Source organism: Streptomyces mayteni (assembly GCF_054783955.1).
In genome coordinates this window covers 1-23,364 of record NZ_BAAGPR010000088.1, presented here as the reverse complement: position 1 = coordinate 23,364, position 23,364 = coordinate 1, and the positions used below count along the sequence as shown (strand labels likewise).

Genomic DNA, 23,364 nt, shown 5'->3' with positions numbered 1-23,364 from the left:
GCGTCAGGTCAGCGCCGCGAGCTCGGCGTGGTCCCGGACGATGGTCTTGCCGGTGTTCTCGCCGCGCAGCATGCCGAGGAACGCGTCCACGATGTGCTCGAAGCCGTCGACCACCGTCTCGTCGAGCGGGAGTCGTCCGCTCCGCAGCAGGGGCACGGCGAACTCGTGCAACTCCTCCTGGAGATGCCGGTGGTTCCGCACCAGGAAGCCCTCCATGCGGATGCTCTTCTCCACCACGGCCGCGTGGTCGAAGCTCGGCTGCGGGGCGTCCGGGGTGTTGTACCCGCTGATGGTGCCGACCCGGACGACGCGCCCGAACTCGCGCAACGCGCCCACCGCAGCGCCCAGTTGCTCGCCGCCGACGTTGTCGACGAACACGTCGACGCCGTCCGGCGCGACCAAGGCGAGCAGTTCGGCGGCGGGCCCCTGGTGGTAGTCGAACGCCGCGTCGTAGCCCACCTCCCGCACCAGGTGGTCGGCCTTGGCCGCCGAGCCCGTGCTGCCCACCAGCCGCCCGGCGCCGAGCAGCCTGGCGAACCGCCCGGTCGCCGTGCCGACGCCGCCCGCGGCGGCGGACACGAACAGGTCCTCGCCGGCCTGGAACCTGGCGATCCGGGTCAGCGCCACGTAGGCGGTCAGGCCGGTGCCGCCCAGGACGCTCAGGTGGGCCGTGGGTGACACGTCGGGCAGGTGGGGCAGCCGCCGGATCTCCTCGGGCGTGACCACCGCGTGGGTGCGCCAGCCCTGACGGTGGAACACCAGGTCGCCCTCGGCCAGTTGAGGCGTGCGCGAGGCCACCACCCGCCCGATGGTGCGGCCTTCGAGCGGCGTGCCGAGCGCGAAGCCGCCTGGCACGTCGTCCATCATCTCGCGGTGGTAGGGGTCGACCGACCAGTAGAGGTTCCGCACGAGCGCGCCGCCGGCCGCCGGGGTGGGCACCGGGGACTCGACGAGGGTGAAATGCTCGGCGGTGGGGAAGCCGTGCGGGCGAGCGGTCTGCTGGACGGTGAGCGCGGTCTCGTTCATGCCCCGGACCGTAGGCCGGGAATACGCCACTCCGGCAGCCGGTTGGGCTCATCCGACGCACCGTTCCATGAGCAGTCCTCATACCTCGAGGTGAACGCCCCGTGCCCCGCACGACAGACTCCGATCTCGCCCCGCACGAACTGCGTGTCCTGGTGGCGGTCGCGGACGCCGGCGGCTTCTCGGCGGCGGCCGTCGCGCTGGGGCTCACCCAGTCCGCGGTCTCCCACTCGGTGCGCGGGAGCGAGCGCCGGATCGGCGCGGTCCTCTTCGAGCGCGGCCGCGCCGGCGCCCGCCCGACGCCGGCCGGCGCGAGCGCCGTCGCCCACGCCCGCCGTGTGCTCCGGCTGCTCGAGGTGCTGGCCGCCGAGGCGCGCGGCGCGGCCACCGGACGGGCGGCGGCCGGGCCGCTGCGGATCGTGGCCTTCCGCAGCGCCGCGCTCCACCTGCTGCCGCCCGTGCTGCGGCGGCTGCGGGCCGAACACCCGGGAATCGAGCCGCGGGTCCGGATCATCCGCGAGCTGGGACGCGGTGCGGCGGGCGAGGTGGCGGACGGCAAGGCCGACATCGGCATCGCCACGCTCGGCGGCTCGGCGTCGCTTCCCCAGGGCCTGGTCGCGAACGGCCTCGTCGAGGAGCCCTACGCCCTGGCGCATCCCGCCGGCCACACCGCGCCACGGTCGCTGCCGCTGGTCGACTGGGCCGAGAACTGCGGCTCGTACACGCGCGCCTGGTGGGCGGGGCAGGACTGGATCCCGAAGGCGACCATCGAGGCCGAGGACGACGGCGCCGTGCTCTCCCTGGTGAGCGGCGGCCACGGCATGGCGATCATGCCGATGCTCTCACTGACCGGAGCCCCCGACTCGATCGAGATCACCGACCTCGGCCCCGAGCGCCCGACCCGCCGGGTCGGCTATGTCACCACCCCGGAGCTGGCCGGATCAGCCGCCGTGCGCGCGCTGGTACGGGAGCTGCGCGCGGCCGCGTCTGAGGCCGCGCGGCCTCCTGGCTGACGGTTCGATCGGCCGCGCGGGCGCGTTGCTCGCCCTGCTGTGCGCCGTGCCGGCCGCCGCCACGCCGGCTACCGCCGACCCCCCACCCGTCGCCGCGTCGTCCGAGACCGGCGTCGCGCCCACCGCGTCCGGCACACCGCTGCGGGACGACACGGGCCTCTACCCGCGGGCCATCCGGCTGGCCCACAACGGGGCGGCCAACGGGCGGGTGTTGGCCAGCGTCGTCACCTTCGACGGCGACAACGGCCTGGGCGCGATCCACGAGAGCACCGACGACGGCGCCACCTTCCGGCAGGTCGGCACCGTCGCCGATCCCGAATCGACCGGCGGGCAGGGGCTCTGCTGCGCCACCCTCTACGAACTGCCGCGTCAGATCGGCGCGTTGCGGGCCGGCACGCTGCTGTGGGCCTCCTCGGCCGGGCAGGACGAGGCGAACCGCCGGATGGACCTGCGGATCTGGCGCAGCGACGACGTGGGCCGCAGCTGGTCCTACCTGTCGTCGTGCGCCACGGCCACCGGCACGGCGGGGCTCTGGGAGCCCGAGTTCTCGGTCGCCGCGGACGGCGCGCTGGTCTGCCACTACTCGGACGAGACCGACCCCGACCACAGCCAGAAGCTGGTGGCGGTGCGCAGCTACGACGGCGTCACCTGGAGCGGTCGGCACGACACGGTGGCCAGCGCCTGGCAGCCGGACCGGCCGGGGATGCCGGTGGTGCGCCAACTGCCCAACGGCACCTACGTCATGAGCTTCGAGATCTGCAACCCGGGCGGCCAGTGCCAGTGCGTGGTGCACTACCGCACCTCCCCCGACGGCTGGAGCTGGGGCGATCCCGCGCACCTCGGCTACCGGCCCGAGACGGCCGACGGCCGGTACTTCCGCGCCACCCCGACCGTCGCCTGGGCGCCGGCGCCCGACGGCTCGCCGAACGGGCGGATCGTGCTGGTCGGCCAGATGCTGCTCAACCGGGACGGCACGACGGCCGCCGGCAACGGGCGCACGGTCCTGGTCAACGCGGCGAACGGCGAGGGCCCCTGGGAGGCGGTCGCGTCACCGGTGACGGTGCCCGCGCCCTATGTGAACTTCTGCCCCAACTACAGCTCCCCGCTGCTGCCTTCGGCGGACGGTCGGCGCCTGTTCCAGATCGCCACCGACTGGGACGGCGACGTGTGCAAGCCGTACTACGCGACGGCCGCGCTCGGCGGCCCGGGCGCCGGCTGAGGCGTCAGAACAGGCCGCCGCCCGCGTGAATGGTCTGGCCGGTGATCCAGCCGCCGTCCCGCGAAGCGAGGAAGGCCACGACCGCCGCGATGTCGGAGGGCTCGCCGAGACGGCCGAGGGGCGCCCGCGCGCGGGCTTCCGCCAGTTGTTCGGCAGACGTGGTCGACAGCAGAGTGTCAGTGCGGGTCGCGCCGGGCAGGACGTTGTTCACGGTGATCCCGCGCGGCCCGAACTCCTTCGCCGCTGACAGAACCAGCTGCTCAGCGGCCGCCTTACTGGCCGCGTAAAGGCCGGCGGACGGCCGCGCCGTGACGGTCACCCCGCTGGATATCACGACGACGCGCCCGCCGTCGCGCAGGCGGTGGGCCGCCTCGCGCAACGCCCAGAAGACGGGCCGCGTGTTCGTGCTGAAGAGGAGCTCGTAGTCCTCGTCGGTGGCGTCGGCCAGCGACGCGAACCGGGCGACGCCCGCGTTGGCGACCAGGATGTCGAGGCCGCCGTGGGTGTCCTCGACCGTCTCGAACAACCCGCGTAGTTGGTCCGGGTCTGCCACGTCGGCGCGTACGGCCGTGGCGTGGCCGCCGGCGCTCTCGACGTTGGCCACGACCTCGGCGGCGGCCACGGCGTCGTCACGGTAGTTCACGATCACCCGCGCCCCGTCCGCTCCCAGCCGTTCGGCGATGCCCCGCCCGATTCCTCGCGAAGCCCCGGTGACCAGGGCGACCCTTCCGACTGACACGTGCCCGTCCTCCACTCGTCCAGATGGCTGATGATGCCGATAGTCGAGATCATCGACTTTCTTGGTCGAGGATGTCAACCATCAGCTCAGTAGACTGACCGCATGACCTCCGAAGACCTCGCCGCCGCGGTGGCCGCGCTGCACCGCGAGGTCGCCCTGCTCTACACGGAGATCGCACGCGACCTCGAACTGACCAGCCAGCAGACCCAGTTGCTGTGCGCCCTGTCCCGCAGGCCGTCCTTCGGCGAACTGGCCACCATGCTCGGCTGCGACAAGACGAACGTGACGGGCATGGTGGACCGGCTCGAGAAGCGCGGCCTGCTCGCCCGCGAGCCGGACGCCAGGGACCGGCGGATCAGCCGCGTCGTGCTCACGCGTGCCGGCGATGAGCTCAGGGAGCGGATCCGGCACCGCTTCGGCACCGCGGCGACGGAGCGGTTCAGCAACCTGACGCCGGAGGAACGCGCACGTTACGCCGCTCTGGCGGCCGTGCTCACCGGCTGACGACGGCTCCAGGTCGGACCGACGGGCCCGGGCGCCGGCGGGTCGGCTTCGAAGGAGGTGGGCCAACGACTGTGACGCTACGCCCATTCCAGGCAGCGGATAGTGGGCATAGCGTCACACTCAACACCCGAACCGGCCCCCGACCGACCCGTTGGGAGACTGTGCACGGTCACCGGAGCGCCGCCTGAAGCAGCAGCGCGGCACGCGAGAGGCAGCGGCCGGCGGGCGCCCCGGTGCGCACCGCGCGTGTCACACCTCGGCACTGGACACGGCCACCAGGGTGTCGACGTTGGCCTTCCACTCCCAGCCGCTGCCGTCGACCGGCCGGACGTGCGCCTCGGCCGCGACGCCCCGGCCGGAGCCCTTGGCCACGAACTGCAGGACACCGTCCAGCCGCCCGGCCTTGCCCGTGGCGGGGTCGGTTACCAGGTGGCCCATCAGCGCGTGCGCGGCCCACCGCGTGCGGGTCCCCTCGCTCATCGCGCGGCCGCCGTTCCGGGGCGCCAGCAGCAGTTGGTTGCGTGGTCGTTGTCGGACACGATCTCGCGGTCGCAGTAGCCGCACGTCACCGGCGCGAGGCTGTTCACGGGCCCTTCCAGGCCGGTCACGATGAGGATGTGCGCGGTCTCGTCCATGCCGGTGACGCTACGAGGAGTGATGGTGACGCTACAGACATGGGGCGTGGTCGTTCACGGAGTTCCCGTACCGGAGCTGCCACGGAACGTGGCCGCCTGTTACAGGGCCCTCAGGTACGCCCCGAGCGTGGCCTGTTCGCGGGTCAGCGGGCGCCGACGGCCGCGCTGTACCCGTTGGAACACGTCCCTGGCCATCTGCTGATGCCGCAGCCACTCCGGGGAGATCCGGTGCAGGCGGCCCAGGATCGCCAGCGCCTCGTCGCCGGTGCCCTCCATGGCGTGGGCCATCGCCACATCCAGCAGGTGTCGCCGCCCGAACGTCGGCGTCGGCGGGGGCGGCATCCGCTCGGAGAGACCGAGCGCCCGCTGTGGCTGTTCCGCCGTCATCGCGTTCTCGATCGCCTGGTAGGCGACCGTCCGCCAGTCGAACCTGCCCCAGGTCCCCGTGTCGACGGCCGTCGCCTTGCCGAGCGCCACACCGGCCGTGCGGGCCAGCCGCAGCATCTCGCGAGCCTCCGTCGGCCGGTTGTTCCTGGCCGCCGCGCTGGACGCGTGCACCAGCAGCTTGCCCCAGGCGCCGAGGTCCGCCCTCGTCGCCCGGGAGACACGCGGCTCGGACTGGTCGGCCGTCGCGATCGACACCTGCTCGGCCTCGTCCAGCCGGCCCTGACGGATCAGCAGCCAGCCCTGCTGGTAGACGGACGCCGAGACCCCGCCCTGGTCGTGCACGGCCGCCGAGTCCTGTACGGCATCCCGCAGCGCGGTGTGTGCCAGGTCGTAGGCGCGGACCTGGACGAGGTAGCGGCCGGCCATCTGGAGGACGCGCCCGCGCAGCCGCCGCGCCTCGGTGTTCTCGGGCCCGCCGTCGTAGTGCCCGACCGCGGTGTGGGCCGAGCGGATCAACGCGGGCAGGGACTCGGCGACGGTGCCGTAGGCGTCCCGGTAGTACGCCTCGGCGACGGCGTCGGCGGCCCGCCGGAGGTGGTGGAGGTCCGGTTCCGGGTCGGCGTCCATGCGGGGGGAGAGCGGGCCGAGGGCGGTCACGGCCGGGGCGATGGCCTGCCGCAGTGGCATCAGTGCCGCGTTGTCGGCGTCGGAGTCCCGCGCCTCGGCGTGCGGCGACGGGCCGTCGATCAGTCGGCTGGTGCGCACACCGAGTGCGCGGGCGAGAGCGTGATACGTCTCCACTCGCGCCTGCCCGCCGCGCTCCAACTTCTTCACCACTCCGAGGCTCAACCCGGCGCGCTCGGCCAACCCTTCCTGGGTGAGCCCCCGGGCGCGCCGGATTTCTCGAAGTCGGTCACCTCGTGAGCCATCGTCACGCATGACGGAACCCCGTCCGTGTCGGCCAGTTGGTCACTTGTCAGCATAGGGCGGGGTTTCCGGCGCGGAGCCCCTTCGCGCCGACGGGCCCCGATAGGGTCACCCGACATGTATCCGGTGACCCTCGCCCATGGGCGCCTCGCCCTGCGGGAACTGCGTTTCGACGATGTCGACGACGTCCACGCCGTCTACGGCGACGAGGAGGCGACGCGGCACCTCTCGTTCGAGCCGCGCTCCCGCGAGCAGGTCGGGCAGATCGTGGCCGGCTGCATGGTGTCGGCAGTGACTCGGCCGCGGGTCGAGTACGCACTGGCCGCGTGCGAGGCCGACGGCGGCCGGCTGATCGGGTTCGCACGACTGGCACTCGAAGGGCAGCGGGCGGCCACCATCGGCTTCGCGATCCGACCGGACCGCTGGGGGATCGGCTACGGCTCGGCGCTGGTCGCGCTGTTGCTCGCGCTGGGCTTCGACAGCCTGGGGCTGCACCGCGTCTGGGCCGCCAGGTCTCCCGAGAACGAGGCGTCGCGGGCGGTGTTGGAGCGCGCCGGGCTGGTGGAGGAGGGGCGGATCCGCGACCACGTGCATGTGCGCGGCGCCTGGCGGGACTCGATCGTCCACTCGCTGCTGGAGCACGAGTGGCGGCGGGACGGCGCGTAGCGTGCCGGAGCCGCCGCGCGGCGGGGACCCGCTGGGGCGGTCTTGTCGCGCGGCGGCTCGTGGCATTTCAGACGGGCGTCAGTCGTCCCGAGAGGGGTCGGTCGACTCGATGGCGGCGGGCCGGAGTTGGGCGGCGCGAACCCGGGAGACGTCCAGTTTCTCGGTGCGGTCGAAGCGGTAGATCCCGTTCTGTTCCTGGAAGACGTCGGTGAGTTGCGTGTAGCAGTAGCCGAACATCTCCGGGTGGTCGAGGAGCACGCCGGTGAGGCCGGCGAAGCGGGTGTGGAACGCCTCCTCGTCGCGGGGGCGGTCGCCGTAGCCCCAGGACTCGCGCCGGTCGTCACCGCGGGCCTCGGCGGCGGTCTCCGGGTGCCACCAGATGCCGCCGAACTCGCTGACGAAGTAGGGCTGACCGCGGTAGGGGACGGACCACGGGCGGCCGTCGGGTGAGGCGTTGACGAACGGCTCGTTCTTGTCGAGGCCGGTGAACAGGGCGGCGAAGGCGGCCGGGTCCTGCTCGTAGGTGTGGGAGTCGTAGACGTCGGTCTCCGGCACCCGGTGTGCGTAGCCGGAGGCGTCGAGCACCGGGCGGGTGGTGTCCATCGCCTTGGTGGCCAGGTACATCGCGCGGGTGACGTCGTCGAGGTCGGTGATCCGGTCGTGGAGCCACTGGTGGGTCTCGTTGAGCGGGCACCAGCCGACGATCGAGGGGTGCGAGTAGTCGCGCTCCACGGCCTCCAACCACTGGGCGACGTAGGACGCGTCGGGCCGCTGGTTGTTCTCCGCGGTGGCGCCGGTCGCGCAGCCCCAGTCGCCGAACTCGCCCCAGACCAGGTAGCCGAGCCGGTCGGCGTGGTAGAGGAAGCGCTCCTCGAACACCTTCTGGTGCAGCCGGGCGCCGTTGAAGCCGGCGGCCAGGGAGAGTTCGATGTCGTGGACCAGCGCGGCGTCGCTCGGCGCGGTCATCAGCCCGTCCGGGTACCAGCCCTGGTCGAGGACGAGGCGCTGGAAGACGACGCGGCCGTTGAGCGTGATGGCCCGGCCGCGCCTGCCGACCGAGCGCAGTCCCGCGTAGCTGTTCGCCGCGTCGACCAACGCGCCGTCGGCGTCGAGGAGTTCGAGGCGCAGCTGGTAGAGGTGCGGGTCCTCTGGGCACCAGACGCGGCGCCGGTCTTCGGGCACCTGGAGGTGGAGGCGGGGGGCCAGGTCCAGGTCGGCGCGGGCCTCGGCGCTGGCGACCTCGCCCGCGGCGTCGAGGAGGACGGCGCGGACCCGGTGACCTGGACGGTTCTCGGAGATCGGCAGTTCGAGGTGGAAGGCGGAGCCGGCCAGGTCGGGGGTGATCCGAGGCCGGCGCAGGTGGGCCTCGGGGACCGGCTCGAGCCAGACGGTGCCCCAGATGCCGGTGACCCGGGTGTAGTTGCAGTCGTGGTTGGCGTACTTCACGGCCTGCTTGCCGCGCGCCTGCGGCCCGGAGCGGTGGTCCCTGGCGCGCACCACGAGGGTGACGGAACGGCCGTGCGCGGGCACCTCGCCCAGGTCGGCGGTGAACGGGGTGAAGCCGCCGCGGTGCCGCACGGCCTCGACGCCGTCGGCCCAGACGGTGGTGTCGTGGTCGACGGCCTGGAAGTGCAGCAGCGCGCGCCGTCCGGCCCAGTCGGCGGGCAGGGTGACCGTCCTGCGGTACCAGACGGCCTCCAGGAAGTCGGTCTCGCCGACGCCGGAGAGTTCCGACTCGGGGCAGAAGGGGACGGTGATCTCGCCGACGAGGTCACGGTCGAGCAGGCCGCGTTCCAGGCCGCTGTCGCCGCGGTCGAACGCGAACTGCCAGGTGCCGTTGAGGTTGAGCCAGTCGCCGCGGACGAACTGCGGTCGCGGGTACTCGGGCCGCGGCACGGCGGAGGGGGTGGGCACACGAACTCCTGTCTCGATGTGCTGGGTGGGATGTTCCGAGGAACGGGTCAGGCGCCGCCGAGGCCGGTGGTGGCCACGGATCTGACGACGCGTCGTTGGAAGAAGAGGAAGACGATGATCAGCGGGGCGGCGGCCACCACCGCGGACGCCATGGACTGGGCGTAGACGAGGCCGAAGGTGTCCTTGACCGTGGCCAGGCCGACCGGCAGCGTCATCAGGTCGGGGTCGTTGGTGACGATGTAGGGCCAGAGGAAGTTGTTCCACGCGCCGATCAGTACGAACACCGAGACGGCGGCCACGATGGGGCGGGAGAGCGGGAGCACCACGGAGCGGAAGACCTGGAGGTCGGAGGCGCCGTCGAGCCTGGCGGCCTCCTCCAGTTCGCGCGGGATGGCGTCGAAGAACCGCTTCAGGACGAAGACCATCATGGGTGCGACGGTCTGCGGCAGGATGATGGCCCAGTAGGTGTCGACCAGGTTGAACGCGAGCATCTGCTGGAACAGCGGGACGATCAGCAGCTGCGGCGGCACCAGGATGGCCGCCACGGTGACGGCGAGCAGCGCCCGGCGGCCGCGGAAGGTGCCGCGCGAGAGGCCGTAGGCGGCGAGCGTGGAGACGGCGACGGTGATCACGGTGACCGCGCCGGTGATCAGCACGCTGTTGAACGCCCAGAGCGGCACGTTGCCGCCGTCGATGATGGCGCGGTACGCCTCCAGGGTGAGGGCGCCCTTGATCGGGCTGAGCCCGGGGGAGGCGGCGTCCTGCTCGCTCTGGAGCGAGGTGAGCAGGGCCCAGGCGAACGGCAGCAGCCACGCCGCGGCGAACAGCGTGAGCGCGCCGCCGGCCAGCACCCTGGGCAGCCGGCCGGCGCCGAGCAGCAAGGGGGCACCGCCCGGCCGCCAGGCCGGGGGAGGGTCGCCGCGGTCCTCGCGGTGCCGACGAACGGGACGGGGACGGCGGGTGGTGGAGGTGACGAGAGACACGGGTCAGCCCTCCCGGCGCGGCATGAACCGCAGTTGGGCGATCGATATGAGGATGACGAGCGCGAAGAACAGGTAGGAGACGGCGGAGGCGTAGCCGAGCCGGTAGCCGGTGAAGCCGACGTCGTAGACGTACTCGAGGATGGGTCGGGTGGAGCCGTCGGGTCCGCCCTTGGTGAGGAGAAAGATCTGGTCGAACACCTTGAGCGAGGCCAGCACCTGGAGGGTGGCCACCAGCACGGTGGTGCGGCGGAGTTGGGGCAGCGTGATGGACCACAGCCGCCGCCAGGCGCCGGCCCCGTCGAGGGCGGCGGCCTCCTGGAGGGTGTCGGGCAGCGACTGCAACGCGGCCAGGTAGAGCAGGAAGTTGAAGCCGACGGTCCACCAGACGGTCAGCAGGGCGATCGACCACATGGCCCAGGACTCGTCGGAGAGCCAGCCGATCGGGCCGATGCCGACGGCGTCCAACGCCTGGTTGGCCAGGCCGAGATCGGGCTGGTAGAGCCAGCTCCAGATCATGGTGACGACGGTGACGGGCAGCAGGTAGGGGGCGAAGAACGAGAGCCGCCACACCCACTGTCCGGCGAGGCCGGTGTGCACGAGGAGCGCCATGGCGAGCGAGACGACGACGAGCGGCGCCGCCGAGATCACCGTGAAGAACACGGTGTTGGCGAGGGAGCTCCACATGTCGGGGTCGCCGAGCGCCTCGGCGTAGTTGGCGAGGCCGACGAACTCGGTGTCCCTGAGGGTCAGCGACTCGTCGGTGAGGCTCATCCAGACGCCCTGGGCCACGGGCCAGAGGAGGAAGAGCGCGAAGAGGACGGCGAAGGGGAGGACGAAGAGGCCGCCGGTGCGGCGGGGGTCGGCCCGCCGGGCGGCGGCCGTCGGCAGGGTGGGGGTGGCGGTCGTGCCGGCGCGGGCGGCCGCCTCGGGTGTCGATGCTGTGGTGGACACGCGGACTCCGGAGCTGGTTGGGCGCGGCGGCGGTCAGACGACCGGGTTGGGCTGGTCGAGCAGTTGGGCGCACTCGTCGATCAGTTGCTCGACCGCCGACTCGGGGGAGGCGTCGCCGAGCAGCGCGGCCTGGAGCGGCTGGCACATCTCGTTCTGGAAGGTGGAGCCGGCTCCGGTGAACCAGGTCGGCGGGTCGAGGACGGCGCTCTCGGCGGCCGAGACGTAGGAGGACTGCGGTTCGAGCTCGCGGTAGCCGGGCTCGGAGACCACCGGCTGGTAGGCCGGGATGTGGCCGGCGCTCGCCCAGGTGAGGCTGCGCCTGAGGATCTCGGCGACGTAGCGGTGGGCCTCGCGGCGCCGCGCCGGGTCGGGGTCGTCCTGGTGGGGCAGCACGAAGCTGTGCGAGTCGGCGAACGCGCCCGGCCGGCCGAACACCGGTGGGAAGGGCGCGGCGCCGAGTGGGCGTCCTGCGGCGGCCAGGGTGGGCAGCTCCCACTCCCCCATCATCACCAGGCCGCCGCGCCCGCCGTTGAAGGCGGCCATGGCGCCGAAGTAGTCCAGGTTGTTGGGGTTGACGCGGCCGTCGAAGAGGTCGCACATGAAGGTGACGACGCGGACCGCCGCGTCGGCGTCGATCTCCGGCGGGCCGCCGTCCGGCAGGGCGAAGGTGGCGCCGGTCTGCGCGTAGAGGCCGTGGAAGAGCCGCCAGTTCTGCGCCGGGTCGAGCACGTGGCCGAAGAGGACGCCGGCGCCGCCGCCGGCGTCGGCCAGGGCGGCGCCGGCGGCCAACATCGCCTCCGGGGAGTCGAGTTCGACGAGCCGGCCCTCGCCGTCGAGGAGTCCGGCGCGGTCGGCGACCTCGGTGTCGTAGAAGACGACGAAGGGGTGGGTGTCGAGCGGGACGGCGTAGAGCCCGCCGTCGTGGTGGGCCCGTTCCCAGAGCCCGGGGACGAAGTCGGCCTCGGTGATCCCGAACTCGGCGAGCGTGTCGAGGTCGAAGGGGTCGAGCAGGCCGCCAGGCGCGTAGCCGGCCATCCGGGAGAGGTGGAGCACCGCCACCTCGGGCGGCCGGCCGCCGGCGGCGGCCATGGCGAGCTTGGTGTAGTAGGACGGGCCCCACTCCAGGATGGTGCGGTCTATCTCGAAACCGTCAGGGCCGCCCGAGACGTCGGCGATCATCTCGTCCATCAGCATGCCGTCGCCGCCGGAGAACGGGTCCCAGACCCTGAGGTGCGAGGGGCCGCCGGCCGATGCCGGGCTGGCGCAGCCGCTCAGCGCCCAGGGCGCGAGCGCGGCGCCCGCGCCGGCGAGCCCCATGCCGAGCAGGAGCCGCCGCCCGCGCCGGGGCGGGGCCGCCGGGCCGCGCCGGCCGGCGGCTCCCGGGGGATGACCAAGGGGGTGATCAACGCTCATAACGCACCTCTTCCGGCGCCCGTCGTTGGACGCGCGGCCTTTTTACATCGATGTACATCGCCTGTAAAGCCCCCTCGACCGTCGACGGGTCGACCTGGGGTGGGGACGTAGGATCAGGGGCGGCTCAGGGAGGTCGGGTGCCAAGGCCCAGGATCAAGGACGTGGCGCGGCGCGCGGGCGTCTCCGAGAAGACCGTGTCGAACGTGATCAACGACTACGAGCACGTCTCGGAGCGGACCCGGCGGGTGGTGCGGGAGGCGATCGAGGAGCTCGGCTACCGCGTCAACCTCGCCGGCCGGCACCTGCGGCGCGGCCGCACCGGCATCGTCGCGCTGGTCGTCCCCGAGCTGGACATCCCGTACTTCGCCGAGCTGGCCAACAACATCATCGCGGAGGCCGAGCGGAACGGGCTCACGGTGCTGGTGCACCGCACCCGCGCCGACCGGGAGCACGAGCTGGCGGCGTTGGACGGCTTCCACTCCGACTTCGCGGACGGGGTGATCCTCTCGCCGCTGGCCCTCACCGCGGGCGACGTGCGGGAGCGGCGGGGCGCGCTGCCGCTGGTGCTGCTCGGCGAGACGGTGGAGCAGGGCGTCGCGGACCACGTGGCCATCGACAACGCGCTGGCGGCGCGGGAGGCCACCGAGCACCTGCTCGGCCTCGGCCGGCGGCGGATCCTGGCCGTCGGCGGCCGGGACCTGCCGGGGCCCGGCACGGCCGAGGCGCGGACCCTCGGCTATCGGCTGGCGCACGAGGCGGCGGGCGTCGGCTACGACCCGGCGGTGGTGTGGCCGGTGGCCGAGTTCCGGATGCCGCACGGCGCGAGGGCCGTGGCCGAGGCGCTGGCCGCCGGCCACCGCTTCGACGCCCTGCTGTGCCTCAACGACCAGCTGGCGCTCGGCGCGTTGCGGGCCCTGCACGAGCGCGGCCTGCGAGTGCCTGAGGACGTGGCGGTGGTGGGCTTCGACGACGTGGAGGCCGGGCGGTTCAGCACGCCGACGCTGACCACGATCGCCCCGGACACCGGCGCGGTGGCGGCGGTGGCCGTCGAACTGCTGCTGAACCGGATCGCGGAGGCCGGCGAGGCAGGTGAGGCCGGTGACCGGCCGGCGCCGCCCGACGAGCGGGTGGCGCCGCACCGGCTCGTCGTCCGGGAGAGCACGGCGGGCGGCGCCCCGGCGGCTCGATGACGGGGGGCGCTGTCGGACCGGGCCCCGTACGAGATATCTTGACGTCAAGACGACGTAGACGTGAGAACGTGAAGCGGAGTAGCGGTGACAGACTCGACCATCATCTATACGCACACCGACGAGGCCCCGGCCCTGGCGACGTACTCGTTCCTCCCCGTGGTCCGGGCGTATGCGGCGACGGCCGGCGTCACCGTGGAGAGCCGTGACATCTCGCTCGCCGGGCGGATCATCGCCACCTTCCCCGAGTACCTGGCCGAGTCGCAGCGGATCGCGGACGCCCTGGCCGAGCTGGGCGAGCTCGCCAAGACGCCGGCCGCCAACATCATCAAGCTGCCGAACATCTCGGCCTCCATCCCGCAGCTGAAGGCGGCCATCGCCGAACTGCGCGAGCAGGGCTACGCGCTGCCCGACTACCCGGACGACCCGCGGACCGACGAGGAGCGGGAGATCGGCGCCCGCTACGACCGGGTGAAGGGCTCGGCCGTCAACCCGGTGCTGCGCGAGGGCAACTCCGACCGCCGTGCCGCGGCCGCCGTCAAGAACTACGCCAGGACCCACCCGCACCGGATGGGCGCCTGGAGCGGCGACTCGAAGACCAACGTCGCCACCATGGGCGTGGACGACTTCCGCGCCACCGAGAAGTCCGCGGTGATCGCCGAGCCCGGCGCGCTGCGCATCGAGCTCTCCGGGGACGACGGCTCCACCACCGTGCTCCGCGAGTCGGTGCCGGTGCTGGCCGGCGAGGTGGTGGACGCCTCCGTGCTGCGGGTGGCGGCGCTGCGCGAGTTCCTGACCGCCCAGGTGGCGCGGGCCAAGGCCGAGGGCGTGCTGTTCTCGGTGCACCTGAAGGCCACCATGATGAAGGTCTCCGACCCGATCATCTTCGGCCACGTGGTGCGGGCGTTCTTCCCGAAGACGTTCGCCGCGCACGGCGACGCGCTGGCCGCCGCGGGGCTCACCCCGAACGACGGGCTCGGCGGCATCCTCAAGGGCCTCGAGTCGCTGCCGAACGGCGCCGGGATCAAGGCGTCCTTCGAGGCCGAGCTGGCCGACGGCCCGGAGCTCGCGATGGTCGACTCCGACCGCGGCATCACCAACCTGCACGTGCCGAGCGACGTGATCGTCGACGCCTCGATGCCCGCCATGATCCGCACCTCCGGCCACATGTGGGGCCCGGACGGGCAGGAGGCGGACACCCTGGCGGTGCTGCCGGACAGCAGCTACGCCGGCATCTACCAGGTCGTCGTGGACGACTGCCGCGCCAACGGCGCCTTCGACCCGGCCACGATGGGCTCGGTGCCCAACGTCGGCCTGATGGCGCAGAAGGCCGAGGAGTACGGCAGCCACGACAAGACCTTCGAGATCCCCACCACCGGCACCGTGCGCGTGGTGAACGGGGCCGGCGAGGCGGTGCTCGAGCAGGCGGTCGGGGCCGGCGACATCTTCCGCATGTGCCAGACCAAGGACGCGCCGATCCGCGACTGGGTGAAGCTGGCCGTCGGCCGCGCCCGCGCCACCGGCGACCCGGCCGTGTTCTGGCTGGACGAGACCCGCGCGCACGACGCCCAGCTGATCGAGAAGGTCCGCGGCTACCTGGCGGAGCACGACACCGAGGGCCTGGCCATCGAGATCAAGGCGCCGGTCGAGGCCACCGCCTTCTCCCTGGAGCGGATCCGCCGCGGCGAGAACACCATCTCGGTCACCGGCAACGTGCTGCGCGACTACCTGACCGACCTGTTCCCGATCCTGGAGCTCGGCACCAGCGCCAAGATGCTCTCGGTGGTGCCGCTGATGAACGGCGGCGGCCTGTTCGAGACCGGCGCCGGCGGCTCGGCGCCCAAGCACGTGCAGCAGCTGGTCAAGGAGAACTACCTGCGCTGGGACAGCCTGGGCGAGTTCCTGGCCCTCGCGGTGAGCTTCGAGCACCTGGCGGCGACCACGGGCAACGCCCGCGCCCAGGTGCTGGCCGACACCCTGGACCGGGCCACCGCCACCTTCCTCGACGAGGACAGGTCGCCGAGCCGCCGGGTCGGCGGCATCGACAACCGGGGCAGCCACTTCTACCTGTCGCTCTACTGGGCCCAGGAGCTGGCCCGGCAGACCGAGGACCCGGGTCTCGCCGAGGCGTTCGAGGGCCTGGCCAAGGCGCTGACCGAGCAGGAGTCGACCATCGTCGAGGAGCTGGCCGCGGTGCAGGGCTCGGCGGCCGACATCGGCGGCTACTACCAGCCGGACCCGGCGAAGGCGGCGGCCGTGATGCGTCCGTCGAAGACCTTCAACGAGACGCTGGCGACGCTCGGTTGATGACCGCCCGCCGCTGAGCGGCGCCAGTCGGGGCGCGGACTACCCGGTCCGCGCCCCGCTCCTGTCAGGGGACCGGACCCAAGCGGCTCCGCCGCGTGGGCGCCACCAGCGACAGCCGGCCCGCGGTTTGCCTGGCCGCCGCTCCGCCAAGCGCTAGCGTCTTGGTACGGCGAGCCGCTCCCAACTGGCGCGCCCCGGGATGCCGTCGGCGGCCCGCCCCGAGTAGCCGAGCCGCCGCTGCCAGGCCGCGTACGAGGCGCGGTCCACGTCGGTCCACTCCGGCCCAGGGCCGACCCGGTAGCGGCCGCAGCCCACGGCCACCAGGCGGTACCCCATCGCCGTGACGATCGGGCTGCGCCGGCCGGCGGCGAAGAAGTCGGCGCCGGGGAACGGCTCGTGGGCCGGCTCGGCCGGCGGCTCCGGGTCCTCGCCCAGCTGCTCGGGCGTGCGGCTGAGCCGTTCGCCCAGCCGGCCGCGCAGGTCGGCCATGGCGAAACCCCGGGGGTCGATCTTGCCCGGCTGCCACTCCAGATGGCCGATGACGGACCGCTCCGTCCAGCCGTGCACCCGGCACAGCGCGGCGGCCGCCCGTTCCACGGCGTCGAGTTGGGCGGCGGGCCAGGGGTCGGCGCCGTCGCCGAGGTTGACGCACTCGAAGCCGTAGAAGCGGGCGTTGCCGTCGGTGGCGGCCCGCCGCGCGGGGGGCGGCGGCGACTCGTTGACGACGGCGGCCAGCACGTCGGGGTCGCCGAGCCCGGCGTGGTTGGCCCGGCCGTTGCCCACCAGGTAGACCGTGCCGTCCTTGGCGATCACCCCGTGGCAGAGCGGTCCTGGCAGGTCGGGGCGGCCGTTGTAGCAGAGTTCGACGGAGTTCCTGGTGCCGCGCGTCACGGTGTGGTGGATCAGCACGCCGTGCACCGGGCCCCAGGCGCCGCGCGCGTCGCGGTTGTGGGTGCGCCAGGTGCGGTGCTCGACGACGGTCACGCCCTCCTCGCGCAACACCTCGACCAGCCGGTCGGCGGAGAGTGGCCTGGCCATGGGCTCAGCCCTCGATCGCGTTCTCGACCGGCCCGGCGAGCCGGCCGAAGGCGTACCGCAGGTCCTCGACGGTGCCGTCGGCGGCGATCCAGGCCAGCGGCGCGTAGTGGCGGGCGATGCCGGCCGGGGCCTGGAGCAGCGGCTCGTCGGTGGCGTCCCTTGGCCACTCGACGGTGCCGGTGACGGTGCGGGCCGCCGTCACCCAGTGGTCGCCCGCCCGGTAGTCGCCGCCCGGCTCGAAGTAGACCTGGACGCCGTCCTCCAGGTCGAGCCAGGCGCCCTCGGCGATCGGCAGCGCGCCGTCGACCCGCTCGGCGGAGCGCCCGCCGGTGGGCCGCTGGTCCCAGCGGCGCAGGTAGGGGTTGCGGTGCGGGGCCCGGCCCACGCCGGGCGCGGGCTCCTCGTGCAGCCGGACGCGGCGGCCCGGCAGGTCCACCTCCTCGACCTGGAGCAGGTCGGCAGGCTGGAGGCGGCTTGCGTAGCCCGTGTCGAGGACCTCGACCCAGTCGCCGGCGCTGAGGTCGAGCTTGCCGTCGCCGCCCAGGGTGGCCAACTCGATCCAGGTGCCGTCGACTTCGACGATCGGGAAGACCACGGAGCCGTTCTCCCGCGACCACTTGAAGGTGGCGCCGGCCTCGGCGGTGCCGCCGTCGTGGATCTCGACCCGGTAGAGCTGGTTCTCGGGGCCCCGGTAGCGGGCGTCAGGCCGGGTCAGACACGGCTTGTCGTCGGAGCCTTCCGGGCGCTCGGCGCGCGCCGCCAGCCAGGAGGAGTCTGCCTGTTGGCCGGCCGCCCAAGCGGCGAACGCGGCGCGCCGGGCCTCAGGACCCTCGCCCTCGATCTCGCCGAGCTGCTCGGCGGTCAGCGGCAGCACCTTCCAGAGCGTCCTGATCCGGGCGGCGGTGTCGGGGAGCACACCGCCCAGCGCGACCTCGCGGATGTCGGGGTCCTCGGCCGCGGTGACGGCGCGTTCCCACACCTCCAGATAGACGAGGTAGGGGAGTTCGTCGGGCAGCCGGTCCTCGGCCACCTCGGGGTCGAGGTGGCCGTCCGGCTGCTCCCAGTAGGTCCAGGTGATGGGCTCCTCGGGCCGCTCCTGGTCCGGATCGGGTTGGGCGCGCCGTCCCGGCTCGGCGGGGACGCCGGGCGCGGGCCGGTCGGCGTCGAGCGGGATACCGTCGACGTAGTAGCGGCCGCCCCCGATGGTGAGGTCGTCCAGCTCCCGGTTGCCGGGCGCGTAGCCGATCGAGAAGCCGAGCGCGCGGGCCGGTCCGCCGTGCGGGCCGATGAGGTCGGCGGCCAGCGTGCGCGCGTGGTGCAGCTGGATCGCGATCTGCTCGTTGGCGTCGGCATCGAGCTGGACCCGGCCCTGCTGGTGCAGGACCGCCGAGTAGTGCCTGGCGGGCCGGAAGGTCACGCGGGACAGGTCGCCGTGCATGTCGTGGGCTCCCCCTTCACGAGATTCACGAGATTGACGAGGTTCATGGGGCGTTGGGACGTCAGGAGGCGAAGTAGAGGCCGGCGTCCGCTCCCGCCGGGGTGTACTCGTCGAGCCGGGCGCGCAGGTTGTCCTCGCGCTGCGGCTGGAACAGGTCGTGGTAGGCGCCGAGTTCCGCGCCGTCCTCGGCGCCCCTGGTGATCTCGGGGGCGCAGGAGCGGGCGAGCCTGGCGTAGTCGGGGGTGCCGTAGCGGAGGCTGTCGAAGACGGGGCGGACCCGCCTGGCCTCGGTCTCCTGGACCGCGGGCAGGTGCCCGGCGTCGAGTTCGCCGCGCTCGGCGGCCTCGGCGGCCCGCTCGCGCACCAGGTCGGGTTCGCAGTGGTAGCGGCGCGGGGTGCGGGATCCTGGCGGCAGGTAGCAGAAGCGCAGGCAGCCGATGCCGCGCCTGGCGACGTGCAGCCGGCCGGTGAACAGGCTCTCCTCGGCGAGCTCGACGGCGTGTACGTGCACCTCGCCGATCACGGTGGTGCGGCGGGCGTGCAGGATCGCGTGGGCGTGCAGGCACTCGGGGGCGGACAGCGCCTCGCGGTCCGGGCCGGTGGCGTCCAGCACGCTGTCGGTGAGGTGGATGTGCGGGGGGTCGGTGCGCACCTCGTCGCCGACGACCTGGATGGTGCCGAGGACGGAGCGTTCGACGTCGACGCAGGCGGTGGTGTGGTCGAGGACCAGGCTCGGCTCCTGCGGGGCGTGCGGCTCGCAGTGTTCGGTGAGCGTCCACCCGGGCACCAGGGTGCAGTGCCGGATCGTCAACGCGCCGACGGGGCCGCTGAGATGGATGCCGCGGCCGGTGACCAGCAGTCCGTCGAGGGTGATCCGCGGGGGCTGTGAACCGGCGTGCCTGGCGCGGATGTTGAGCGCGTCCGGCCGGTTGCTGTACCAGTCGAGGAGCCGGATGACGGGCCTGGTGCCCTCGGCGGCGCGGATCTCGAGCCGGTCGCCGGGCTCCAGGTCGAAGTCCAGCTGTTCCTGGAAGGCGCCGCCGCCGGTGATCTCGATGACGGCCTCGCCGGTGGCCCGGCCGGCGGCCTGGTCGGCGCGCCACCGCTCGAAGGCGCCCATGATCCGCTCGTCGGCCCGGCCGGGACCGACCCGGTAGACGCGGGCGGCGCGCGGGGTGATCCGCTCGCGCGGGTACTCGCCGCCGCCCAACTCGTCGGGGAACGCGTGGTGGTAGGTGACCCAGACGCCGCGGCGTGGCGCGCCGCGCGCGCCGAAGGCGATCCGGCCGAGCGCCGGGTCGACGGCGATCTGGCCGCGCGGCGGCCGGTAGGCCCAGTCGGTGAGGTCGGCGACGGTGATGTCGTCGGCCGGGATGGGCTGGAAGTCGTCGTCGCGCCAGATGGCGAGGCTCTTGCCAGGGCCGTAGAAGTCGGCGAGCCGGTCGGCGAGCAGCCGCCGCCGCAGGAACGCCGGCACGTTGTCGACGGTCGCGATGTGGGTGGTGGACGGCTCGGGCACCGGCTTGGCGACCAGCGGGGCGTCGTTGCCGAGGATGGAGAAGGTGTAGAGGTTGCGGGCCCGGTCGACGCAGTAGGCCGGGCCGCGGGAGATCGACTGCGGGCGCAGCCGCCACACGAACAGGCCGACGCCTACCGGGGTGTGGCCGTCCTGCCGGCGCCCGGATCCGGCGCGGCGGACGTCCGCGGTGTGGGCCAGCGCGTCGAAGGGCCCGCCGACCAGGTCGAGGGCGGCGCCGTCGCGCAGGTCCACGGTGCGGCCCCGCGCGAGCCGTGGTGTCCCGGCGGCCGGCCGGCCGTCGCCGTACAGCCTGATCGGCTGGTGGACGGCGAGCAGCCTGGCGAACTCCACGGCGCGGGCCGGCCAGTCGGCCGTCTTGGCGGACAGTTCCTCGAGCAGCGGGAGGGTGCCCTTGCGGCGGCGGTGCGCGACGGTGTCGGCGACGTCGCGGCGCGGCGCGAGGCGGGCGGCGAGCCGGCGGTCGGTGGTGAGGGCCTGCTCGTGCCCGGGCAGCAGCCGGTAGCCGATGAGGTCGCCGAGGTAGGGAAGCACCCAGTCGTCGGCGGTCTCGACGAACCAGTCGTCGTAGTTCCGCTCGATGCCGGTGCGCACCAGGTCGACCTGTTCGGCGACGACGGCGAGCAGGGCGCGCAGCGGCTCGCCCTGCTGGGCGTCGCGGATCCGGTGCCACTGGGGCAGCAGTTCGTGGAGCCCGTCGGGGTCCCGGCTCATGGCGTCTCCTCTTTCGCTTCTCCGCCCGCGCGGCGAAGGCCGCGCGCCATTGTGATCCGCGGCCCGGCGGCCGCGCGCGCGTCGCTCATTGGGGGGCCTCCTTGAGGATCAGGGTGTCCGGCAGGTCGGCGGCGAGGACCGCGAGTTGGGCGGGCCGGATGCCGCGGAAGACGACCGGGCGGCTGCCGGGCGGCAGCGGTCGGACGCTGGTGATGCCGGGGTTGAGGCGCAGCAGTTCGGCGACGGTGATGCCGTTGGCGGCGGCGATCTCGGTGAGGTGTTCGCCCTCCGCCGCGCGCACCTCGTATCGCTCGACGCGGTGCCTGGCGAGCGCGGCGCCCACGACGGGCTGTGGCTCGGTCAGCCGTTCGGCGAGGTGTTCCAGGTCGAGAGGGGTCAGCGACCCTGGGATGCCGGTGAAGACGTCGATGTCGACGTGGTCGACGCCGGGCACGGACTGGGCGGCGGCCAGCACCTCGGAGAGGTGGGCCGGCTGGCCGAGTTCGCGGGCCTGGTAGCCGAGCCGGTCGTGGAGCGCGGCGCGCAGCCTGGGTTCGACCAGCTCCCAGGTGTGGTCGGGGTGGACGCGGACGCTGCCGGCGATCACCAGCAGCACCTGTTCGCGGACGGCGACGTGGACCGGCAGGGCCGGGTCGCCGTGTTCGGCGAGCGCGGTGCGCAGGCCGCGCAGCAGGGCGGAGTCGGGCGATAGCGGGATGTCGTCGACGCCGGCCACGGTGACGTGGACGACCGCCCGCCGGCCGTCGTGGATCCGGGCGGCGGCGGCCCGGCCGATGCCGGCCCTGGTGCGGGTGAAGTCCGCGTAGTCGGGCAGCGAGAGCAGCCGGTCGAGGGCCGAGACGGCCAGCGGTACGGCGCGGATGGCCGGCGCGAGCCCGGGCGCGCCACGGGGCGCGGGCGTCGGCCGGTCGGGGTCTGCGCCGCCGGTGGCCGGCACCGGGTTGGTGACGGCGGAGACGCCGAGCGGCCGGGTGGTGAGCTGGGTGATCCGCCCGGCCGGCACGTTGGCGGCGCGGCCGACGCCGACCCGGTACTCGGCGCGCACGTTCTCGGTGCCGGTGGGCAGCCTGGCGCCGTGCACGCCGTCGCCGAAGGCCACGGTGGTGCGGCCGTCCTCGGTGCGCCCGGTGACGTAGACCCGCTCACCCGGGCCGCGGCCGACCAGGCTGTCGACCTCGTGCCACAGCACCCCGTCGACGCGGATCCGCAGGGTGGACTCGGCGCCGAGCGGCGAGTCGGACGGCAGCCAGGTGAGCGGCGCCTGCCAGAGGACGAAGCTCTGGCCGGTGCGGGCGGCGTCGCCGCTGCCGATGGTCTCGTCGCGGGTCGCGCCGTGGGTGGCGGGCACCACGTTGCCGTGCACGGTCACCGTGGCGCGCGCGTAGCGGTAGGAGAGGGCGGCGGTGAGCCGGAGCACGGTGTGCACCGTGTCGCCCGGCCTGGTGGGGTCGACCCGCTGTTCGGCGGCGGCGATCACCGCCAGCTCGGTGCCGGGAACCCCGGTGGTGCCGGGGATGTCGGCGCGCTCGCCGGTGACGGCGATCCACCGGCCGGGCGCCAACCCGTCGTAGAGGCCGTCGAGTTCGATCTCGTCGCCGGCGACGTGCTCGGTGACGGGCTCGTCGGCGAGCGCGACGGGTTCGCCGCGGGCGTGCACGGTGGCGTCCCTGATGTGCGCGAGCAGCCGGTCCTCGTCGTCCAACCAGGGGTCCTGGAGGGTCAGTTCGGTGACCTTGCCGGTGATGCCGAAGTCGGCGCGGGACAGCACCCGGGCGCCGACGACGCGGGTGATCACCTGGGCCAGCTTCGGTTCGCCGGGTATCTGCCCGGTCACGCCCTTGCGGGGCCGGCTGACGACCACCCAACTGCCGGGCGCGATGCCCTCGTAGACGGCGTCGAGCGCGATGACGTTGCGGGAGGTGAGCGCGAGTTCGGAGGAGAACACCACCTCCACGGCCTCGGTCCCGCCCTCGGCGGCGCGGCGCACGGTGACGGTCAACTCGCCCTGGACGGCGGACTCCTCGTCGCCCGGCGCGAGGTGGTACTCGACGGGGTCGGCGTCGCCGACGGCCACGTGGATCAGTCCGTCCTCGCCAGGGCGGGCCACGAAGACGGTGCGCTCGGGCAGGTCGGGCCGCAACTCCAACTCGACGCCCGGCTCCTGCTCGGTCGGCTGTTCCGGGCCCTCGTCGTCCTCCGGCGGCTCGTGGGTGGTGATCCGGACGGCGCCAGGGCCGAAGTCGTGGGTGCCGTCGTCGCCCGGCAGCGAGAAGCCGGCCCGCACCGAGCCGCCGGCCTCGGTGTGCGAGAGCTCGACCCGGCGGGGCGCGGCGCCCTCACCGTCGTAGGTGACGCGGAGGCTGGTGAGCTTGGTGCCGGTGAGCGGCCAGTCCTCGTAGCGGATGACGCGGCCCTGCGCGTCGTAGACGGGCTTGAGCGGGGCGGTGGCGCCGAACGGGGTGGCGGTCTGGCGCATCGCCTGGAGCTCGTGCAGGGCGAGCGGGGCGGTGACGTCGACGGTGCGCCAGGCGGCGTACAGGCCGTCGCGCAGCCGCGGGTCGAGGGCGGCGAGGAGCTGGGCACCCAGGTCGGAGCCCGGGGCGTAGACCCGCCCCGGGTCGCGCGGCGGGCGCGGGGCGCCGATCGGCGGCCTGGCGGGGGTGATGCGCAGCGAGGCGAGCAGCGCGCCGAGCGCGCGGGTCGCGGCGCTGGCTGGAGCGGGATCCGGCGGCGCGGCCGGCGGCGTCC

General features: G+C 73.6%; 19 protein-coding genes. 6 read left to right on the top strand and 13 right to left on the bottom strand.

The window, feature by feature from the left end:
• Positions 1-3 precede the first annotated feature (3 nt).
• Positions 4-1,026, bottom strand: a complete 1,023-nt coding sequence (locus tag ACYVPE_RS29550) for an NADP-dependent oxidoreductase (RefSeq protein ID WP_461036805.1) — start codon at positions 1,024-1,026, stop codon at positions 4-6.
• Between the two features lie 101 nt (positions 1,027-1,127).
• Between ACYVPE_RS29550 and ACYVPE_RS29545 the strand changes: the two genes are divergently transcribed.
• Entirely contained in the window at positions 1,128-2,036 is a 909-nt protein-coding gene (locus tag ACYVPE_RS29545; protein WP_461036804.1) for a LysR family transcriptional regulator, read from the top strand.
• A 25-nt stretch (positions 2,037-2,061) separates the two neighbouring features.
• On the top strand, positions 2,062-3,255 hold the full coding sequence (locus ACYVPE_RS29540) for a sialidase family protein (RefSeq protein WP_461036803.1): 1,194 nt from the start codon (positions 2,062-2,064) through the stop codon (positions 3,253-3,255).
• 4 nt (positions 3,256-3,259) lie between these two features.
• Here ACYVPE_RS29540 and ACYVPE_RS29535 read toward each other — a convergent pair whose 3' ends face one another.
• Entirely contained in the window at positions 3,260-4,072 is an 813-nt protein-coding gene (locus tag ACYVPE_RS29535) for an SDR family oxidoreductase (RefSeq protein ID WP_461036802.1), read from the bottom strand.
• A 24-nt stretch (positions 4,073-4,096) separates the two neighbouring features.
• Here ACYVPE_RS29535 and ACYVPE_RS29530 point away from each other — a divergent pair, with 24 nt between their 5' ends.
• Positions 4,097-4,498, top strand: coding sequence for a MarR family winged helix-turn-helix transcriptional regulator (locus tag ACYVPE_RS29530; protein WP_461036801.1), 402 nt, complete (start codon positions 4,097-4,099; stop codon positions 4,496-4,498).
• A 249-nt stretch (positions 4,499-4,747) separates the two neighbouring features.
• Here ACYVPE_RS29530 and ACYVPE_RS29525 read toward each other — a convergent pair whose 3' ends face one another.
• The 3 genes from ACYVPE_RS29525 to ACYVPE_RS29515 form a co-directional block, all read right to left on the bottom strand.
• Positions 4,748-4,978, bottom strand: coding sequence for a hypothetical protein (locus ACYVPE_RS29525; protein ID WP_461036800.1), 231 nt, complete (start codon positions 4,976-4,978; stop codon positions 4,748-4,750).
• Complete coding sequence (locus ACYVPE_RS29520) at positions 4,975-5,133, bottom strand: hypothetical protein (RefSeq protein ID WP_461036799.1); 159 nt, start codon at positions 5,131-5,133, stop codon at positions 4,975-4,977. Before ACYVPE_RS29520 ends, ACYVPE_RS29525 begins: the two co-directional genes overlap by 4 nt.
• A 99-nt stretch (positions 5,134-5,232) precedes the next feature.
• Positions 5,233-6,459 carry a helix-turn-helix domain-containing protein gene (locus tag ACYVPE_RS29515; RefSeq protein WP_461036798.1) on the bottom strand — a complete coding sequence of 409 codons (1,227 nt, stop codon included), beginning with the start codon at positions 6,457-6,459 and terminating at the stop codon, positions 5,233-5,235.
• Between the two features lie 105 nt (positions 6,460-6,564).
• Here ACYVPE_RS29515 and ACYVPE_RS29510 point away from each other — a divergent pair, with 105 nt between their 5' ends.
• Complete coding sequence (locus tag ACYVPE_RS29510; RefSeq protein WP_461036797.1) at positions 6,565-7,113, top strand: GNAT family N-acetyltransferase; 549 nt, start codon at positions 6,565-6,567, stop codon at positions 7,111-7,113.
• A 78-nt stretch (positions 7,114-7,191) separates the two neighbouring features.
• Here the strand turns inward: ACYVPE_RS29510 and ACYVPE_RS29505 are convergent, their stop codons facing one another.
• The 4 genes from ACYVPE_RS29505 to ACYVPE_RS29490 form a co-directional block, all read right to left on the bottom strand.
• The gene (locus ACYVPE_RS29505; RefSeq protein WP_461036796.1) at positions 7,192-9,027 is read right to left on the bottom strand and encodes a glycoside hydrolase family 2 protein; all 1,836 of its coding nucleotides are present in this window, start codon (positions 9,025-9,027) and stop codon (positions 7,192-7,194) included.
• A 47-nt stretch (positions 9,028-9,074) separates the two neighbouring features.
• Positions 9,075-10,010, bottom strand: a complete 936-nt coding sequence (locus tag ACYVPE_RS29500) for a carbohydrate ABC transporter permease (protein WP_461036795.1) — start codon at positions 10,008-10,010, stop codon at positions 9,075-9,077.
• Positions 10,011-10,013: 3 nt separating this feature from the next.
• Positions 10,014-10,898 (bottom strand): carbohydrate ABC transporter permease, encoded by an 885-nt coding sequence (locus tag ACYVPE_RS29495; protein ID WP_461036814.1) that lies wholly within the window; start codon positions 10,896-10,898, stop codon positions 10,014-10,016.
• A gap of 96 nt (positions 10,899-10,994) precedes the next feature.
• Positions 10,995-12,374, bottom strand: coding sequence for an extracellular solute-binding protein (locus ACYVPE_RS29490; RefSeq protein ID WP_461036794.1), 1,380 nt, complete (start codon positions 12,372-12,374; stop codon positions 10,995-10,997).
• A gap of 137 nt (positions 12,375-12,511) precedes the next feature.
• Between ACYVPE_RS29490 and ACYVPE_RS29485 the strand changes: the two genes are divergently transcribed.
• Both ACYVPE_RS29485 and ACYVPE_RS29480 read left to right on the top strand, forming a co-directional pair.
• On the top strand, positions 12,512-13,564 hold the full coding sequence (locus ACYVPE_RS29485; RefSeq protein WP_461036793.1) for a LacI family DNA-binding transcriptional regulator: 1,053 nt from the start codon (positions 12,512-12,514) through the stop codon (positions 13,562-13,564).
• Between the two features lie 84 nt (positions 13,565-13,648).
• A complete protein-coding gene (locus ACYVPE_RS29480) occupies positions 13,649-15,868 on the top strand; it encodes an NADP-dependent isocitrate dehydrogenase (protein ID WP_461036792.1) in 2,220 nt (739 codons plus the stop codon).
• Between the two features lie 153 nt (positions 15,869-16,021).
• Here ACYVPE_RS29480 and ACYVPE_RS29475 read toward each other — a convergent pair whose 3' ends face one another.
• The 4 genes from ACYVPE_RS29475 to ACYVPE_RS29460 all read right to left on the bottom strand — a co-directional run.
• Entirely contained in the window at positions 16,022-16,906 is an 885-nt protein-coding gene (locus ACYVPE_RS29475) for a peptidoglycan-binding protein (protein ID WP_461036791.1), read from the bottom strand.
• Positions 16,907-16,910: 4 nt separating this feature from the next.
• Positions 16,911-18,344, bottom strand: coding sequence for a DUF6519 domain-containing protein (locus tag ACYVPE_RS29470; RefSeq protein WP_461036790.1), 1,434 nt, complete (start codon positions 18,342-18,344; stop codon positions 16,911-16,913).
• Between the two features lie 61 nt (positions 18,345-18,405).
• Positions 18,406-20,595, bottom strand: a complete 2,190-nt coding sequence (locus tag ACYVPE_RS29465; RefSeq protein WP_461036789.1) for a hypothetical protein — start codon at positions 20,593-20,595, stop codon at positions 18,406-18,408.
• A gap of 85 nt (positions 20,596-20,680) precedes the next feature.
• The coding region (locus tag ACYVPE_RS29460) for a putative baseplate assembly protein (RefSeq protein WP_461036788.1) at positions 20,681-23,364 on the bottom strand (2,684 nt) is incomplete at its 5' end.

Excerpts from the sequence above, each read along its gene's own strand:
- ACYVPE_RS29550 (WP_461036805.1), bottom strand. The coding sequence starts at position 1,026 with ATGAACGAGACCGCGCTCACCGTCCAGCAGACCGCTCGCCCGCACGGC.
- ACYVPE_RS29530 (WP_461036801.1), top strand. The coding sequence starts at position 4,097 with ATGACCTCCGAAGACCTCGCCGCCGCGGTGGCCGCGCTGCACCGCGAG.
- ACYVPE_RS29525 (WP_461036800.1), bottom strand. The coding sequence starts at position 4,978 with ATGAGCGAGGGGACCCGCACGCGGTGGGCCGCGCACGCGCTGATGGGC.
- ACYVPE_RS29520 (WP_461036799.1), bottom strand. The coding sequence starts at position 5,133 with ATGGACGAGACCGCGCACATCCTCATCGTGACCGGCCTGGAAGGGCCC.
- ACYVPE_RS29515 (WP_461036798.1), bottom strand. The coding sequence starts at position 6,459 with ATGCGTGACGATGGCTCACGAGGTGACCGACTTCGAGAAATCCGGCGC.
- ACYVPE_RS29510 (WP_461036797.1), top strand. The coding sequence starts at position 6,565 with ATGTATCCGGTGACCCTCGCCCATGGGCGCCTCGCCCTGCGGGAACTG.
- ACYVPE_RS29490 (WP_461036794.1), bottom strand. The coding sequence starts at position 12,374 with ATGAGCGTTGATCACCCCCTTGGTCATCCCCCGGGAGCCGCCGGCCGG.
- ACYVPE_RS29475 (WP_461036791.1), bottom strand. The coding sequence starts at position 16,906 with ATGGCCAGGCCACTCTCCGCCGACCGGCTGGTCGAGGTGTTGCGCGAG.
- ACYVPE_RS29470 (WP_461036790.1), bottom strand. The coding sequence starts at position 18,344 with ATGCACGGCGACCTGTCCCGCGTGACCTTCCGGCCCGCCAGGCACTAC.
- ACYVPE_RS29465 (WP_461036789.1), bottom strand. The coding sequence starts at position 20,595 with ATGAGCCGGGACCCCGACGGGCTCCACGAACTGCTGCCCCAGTGGCAC.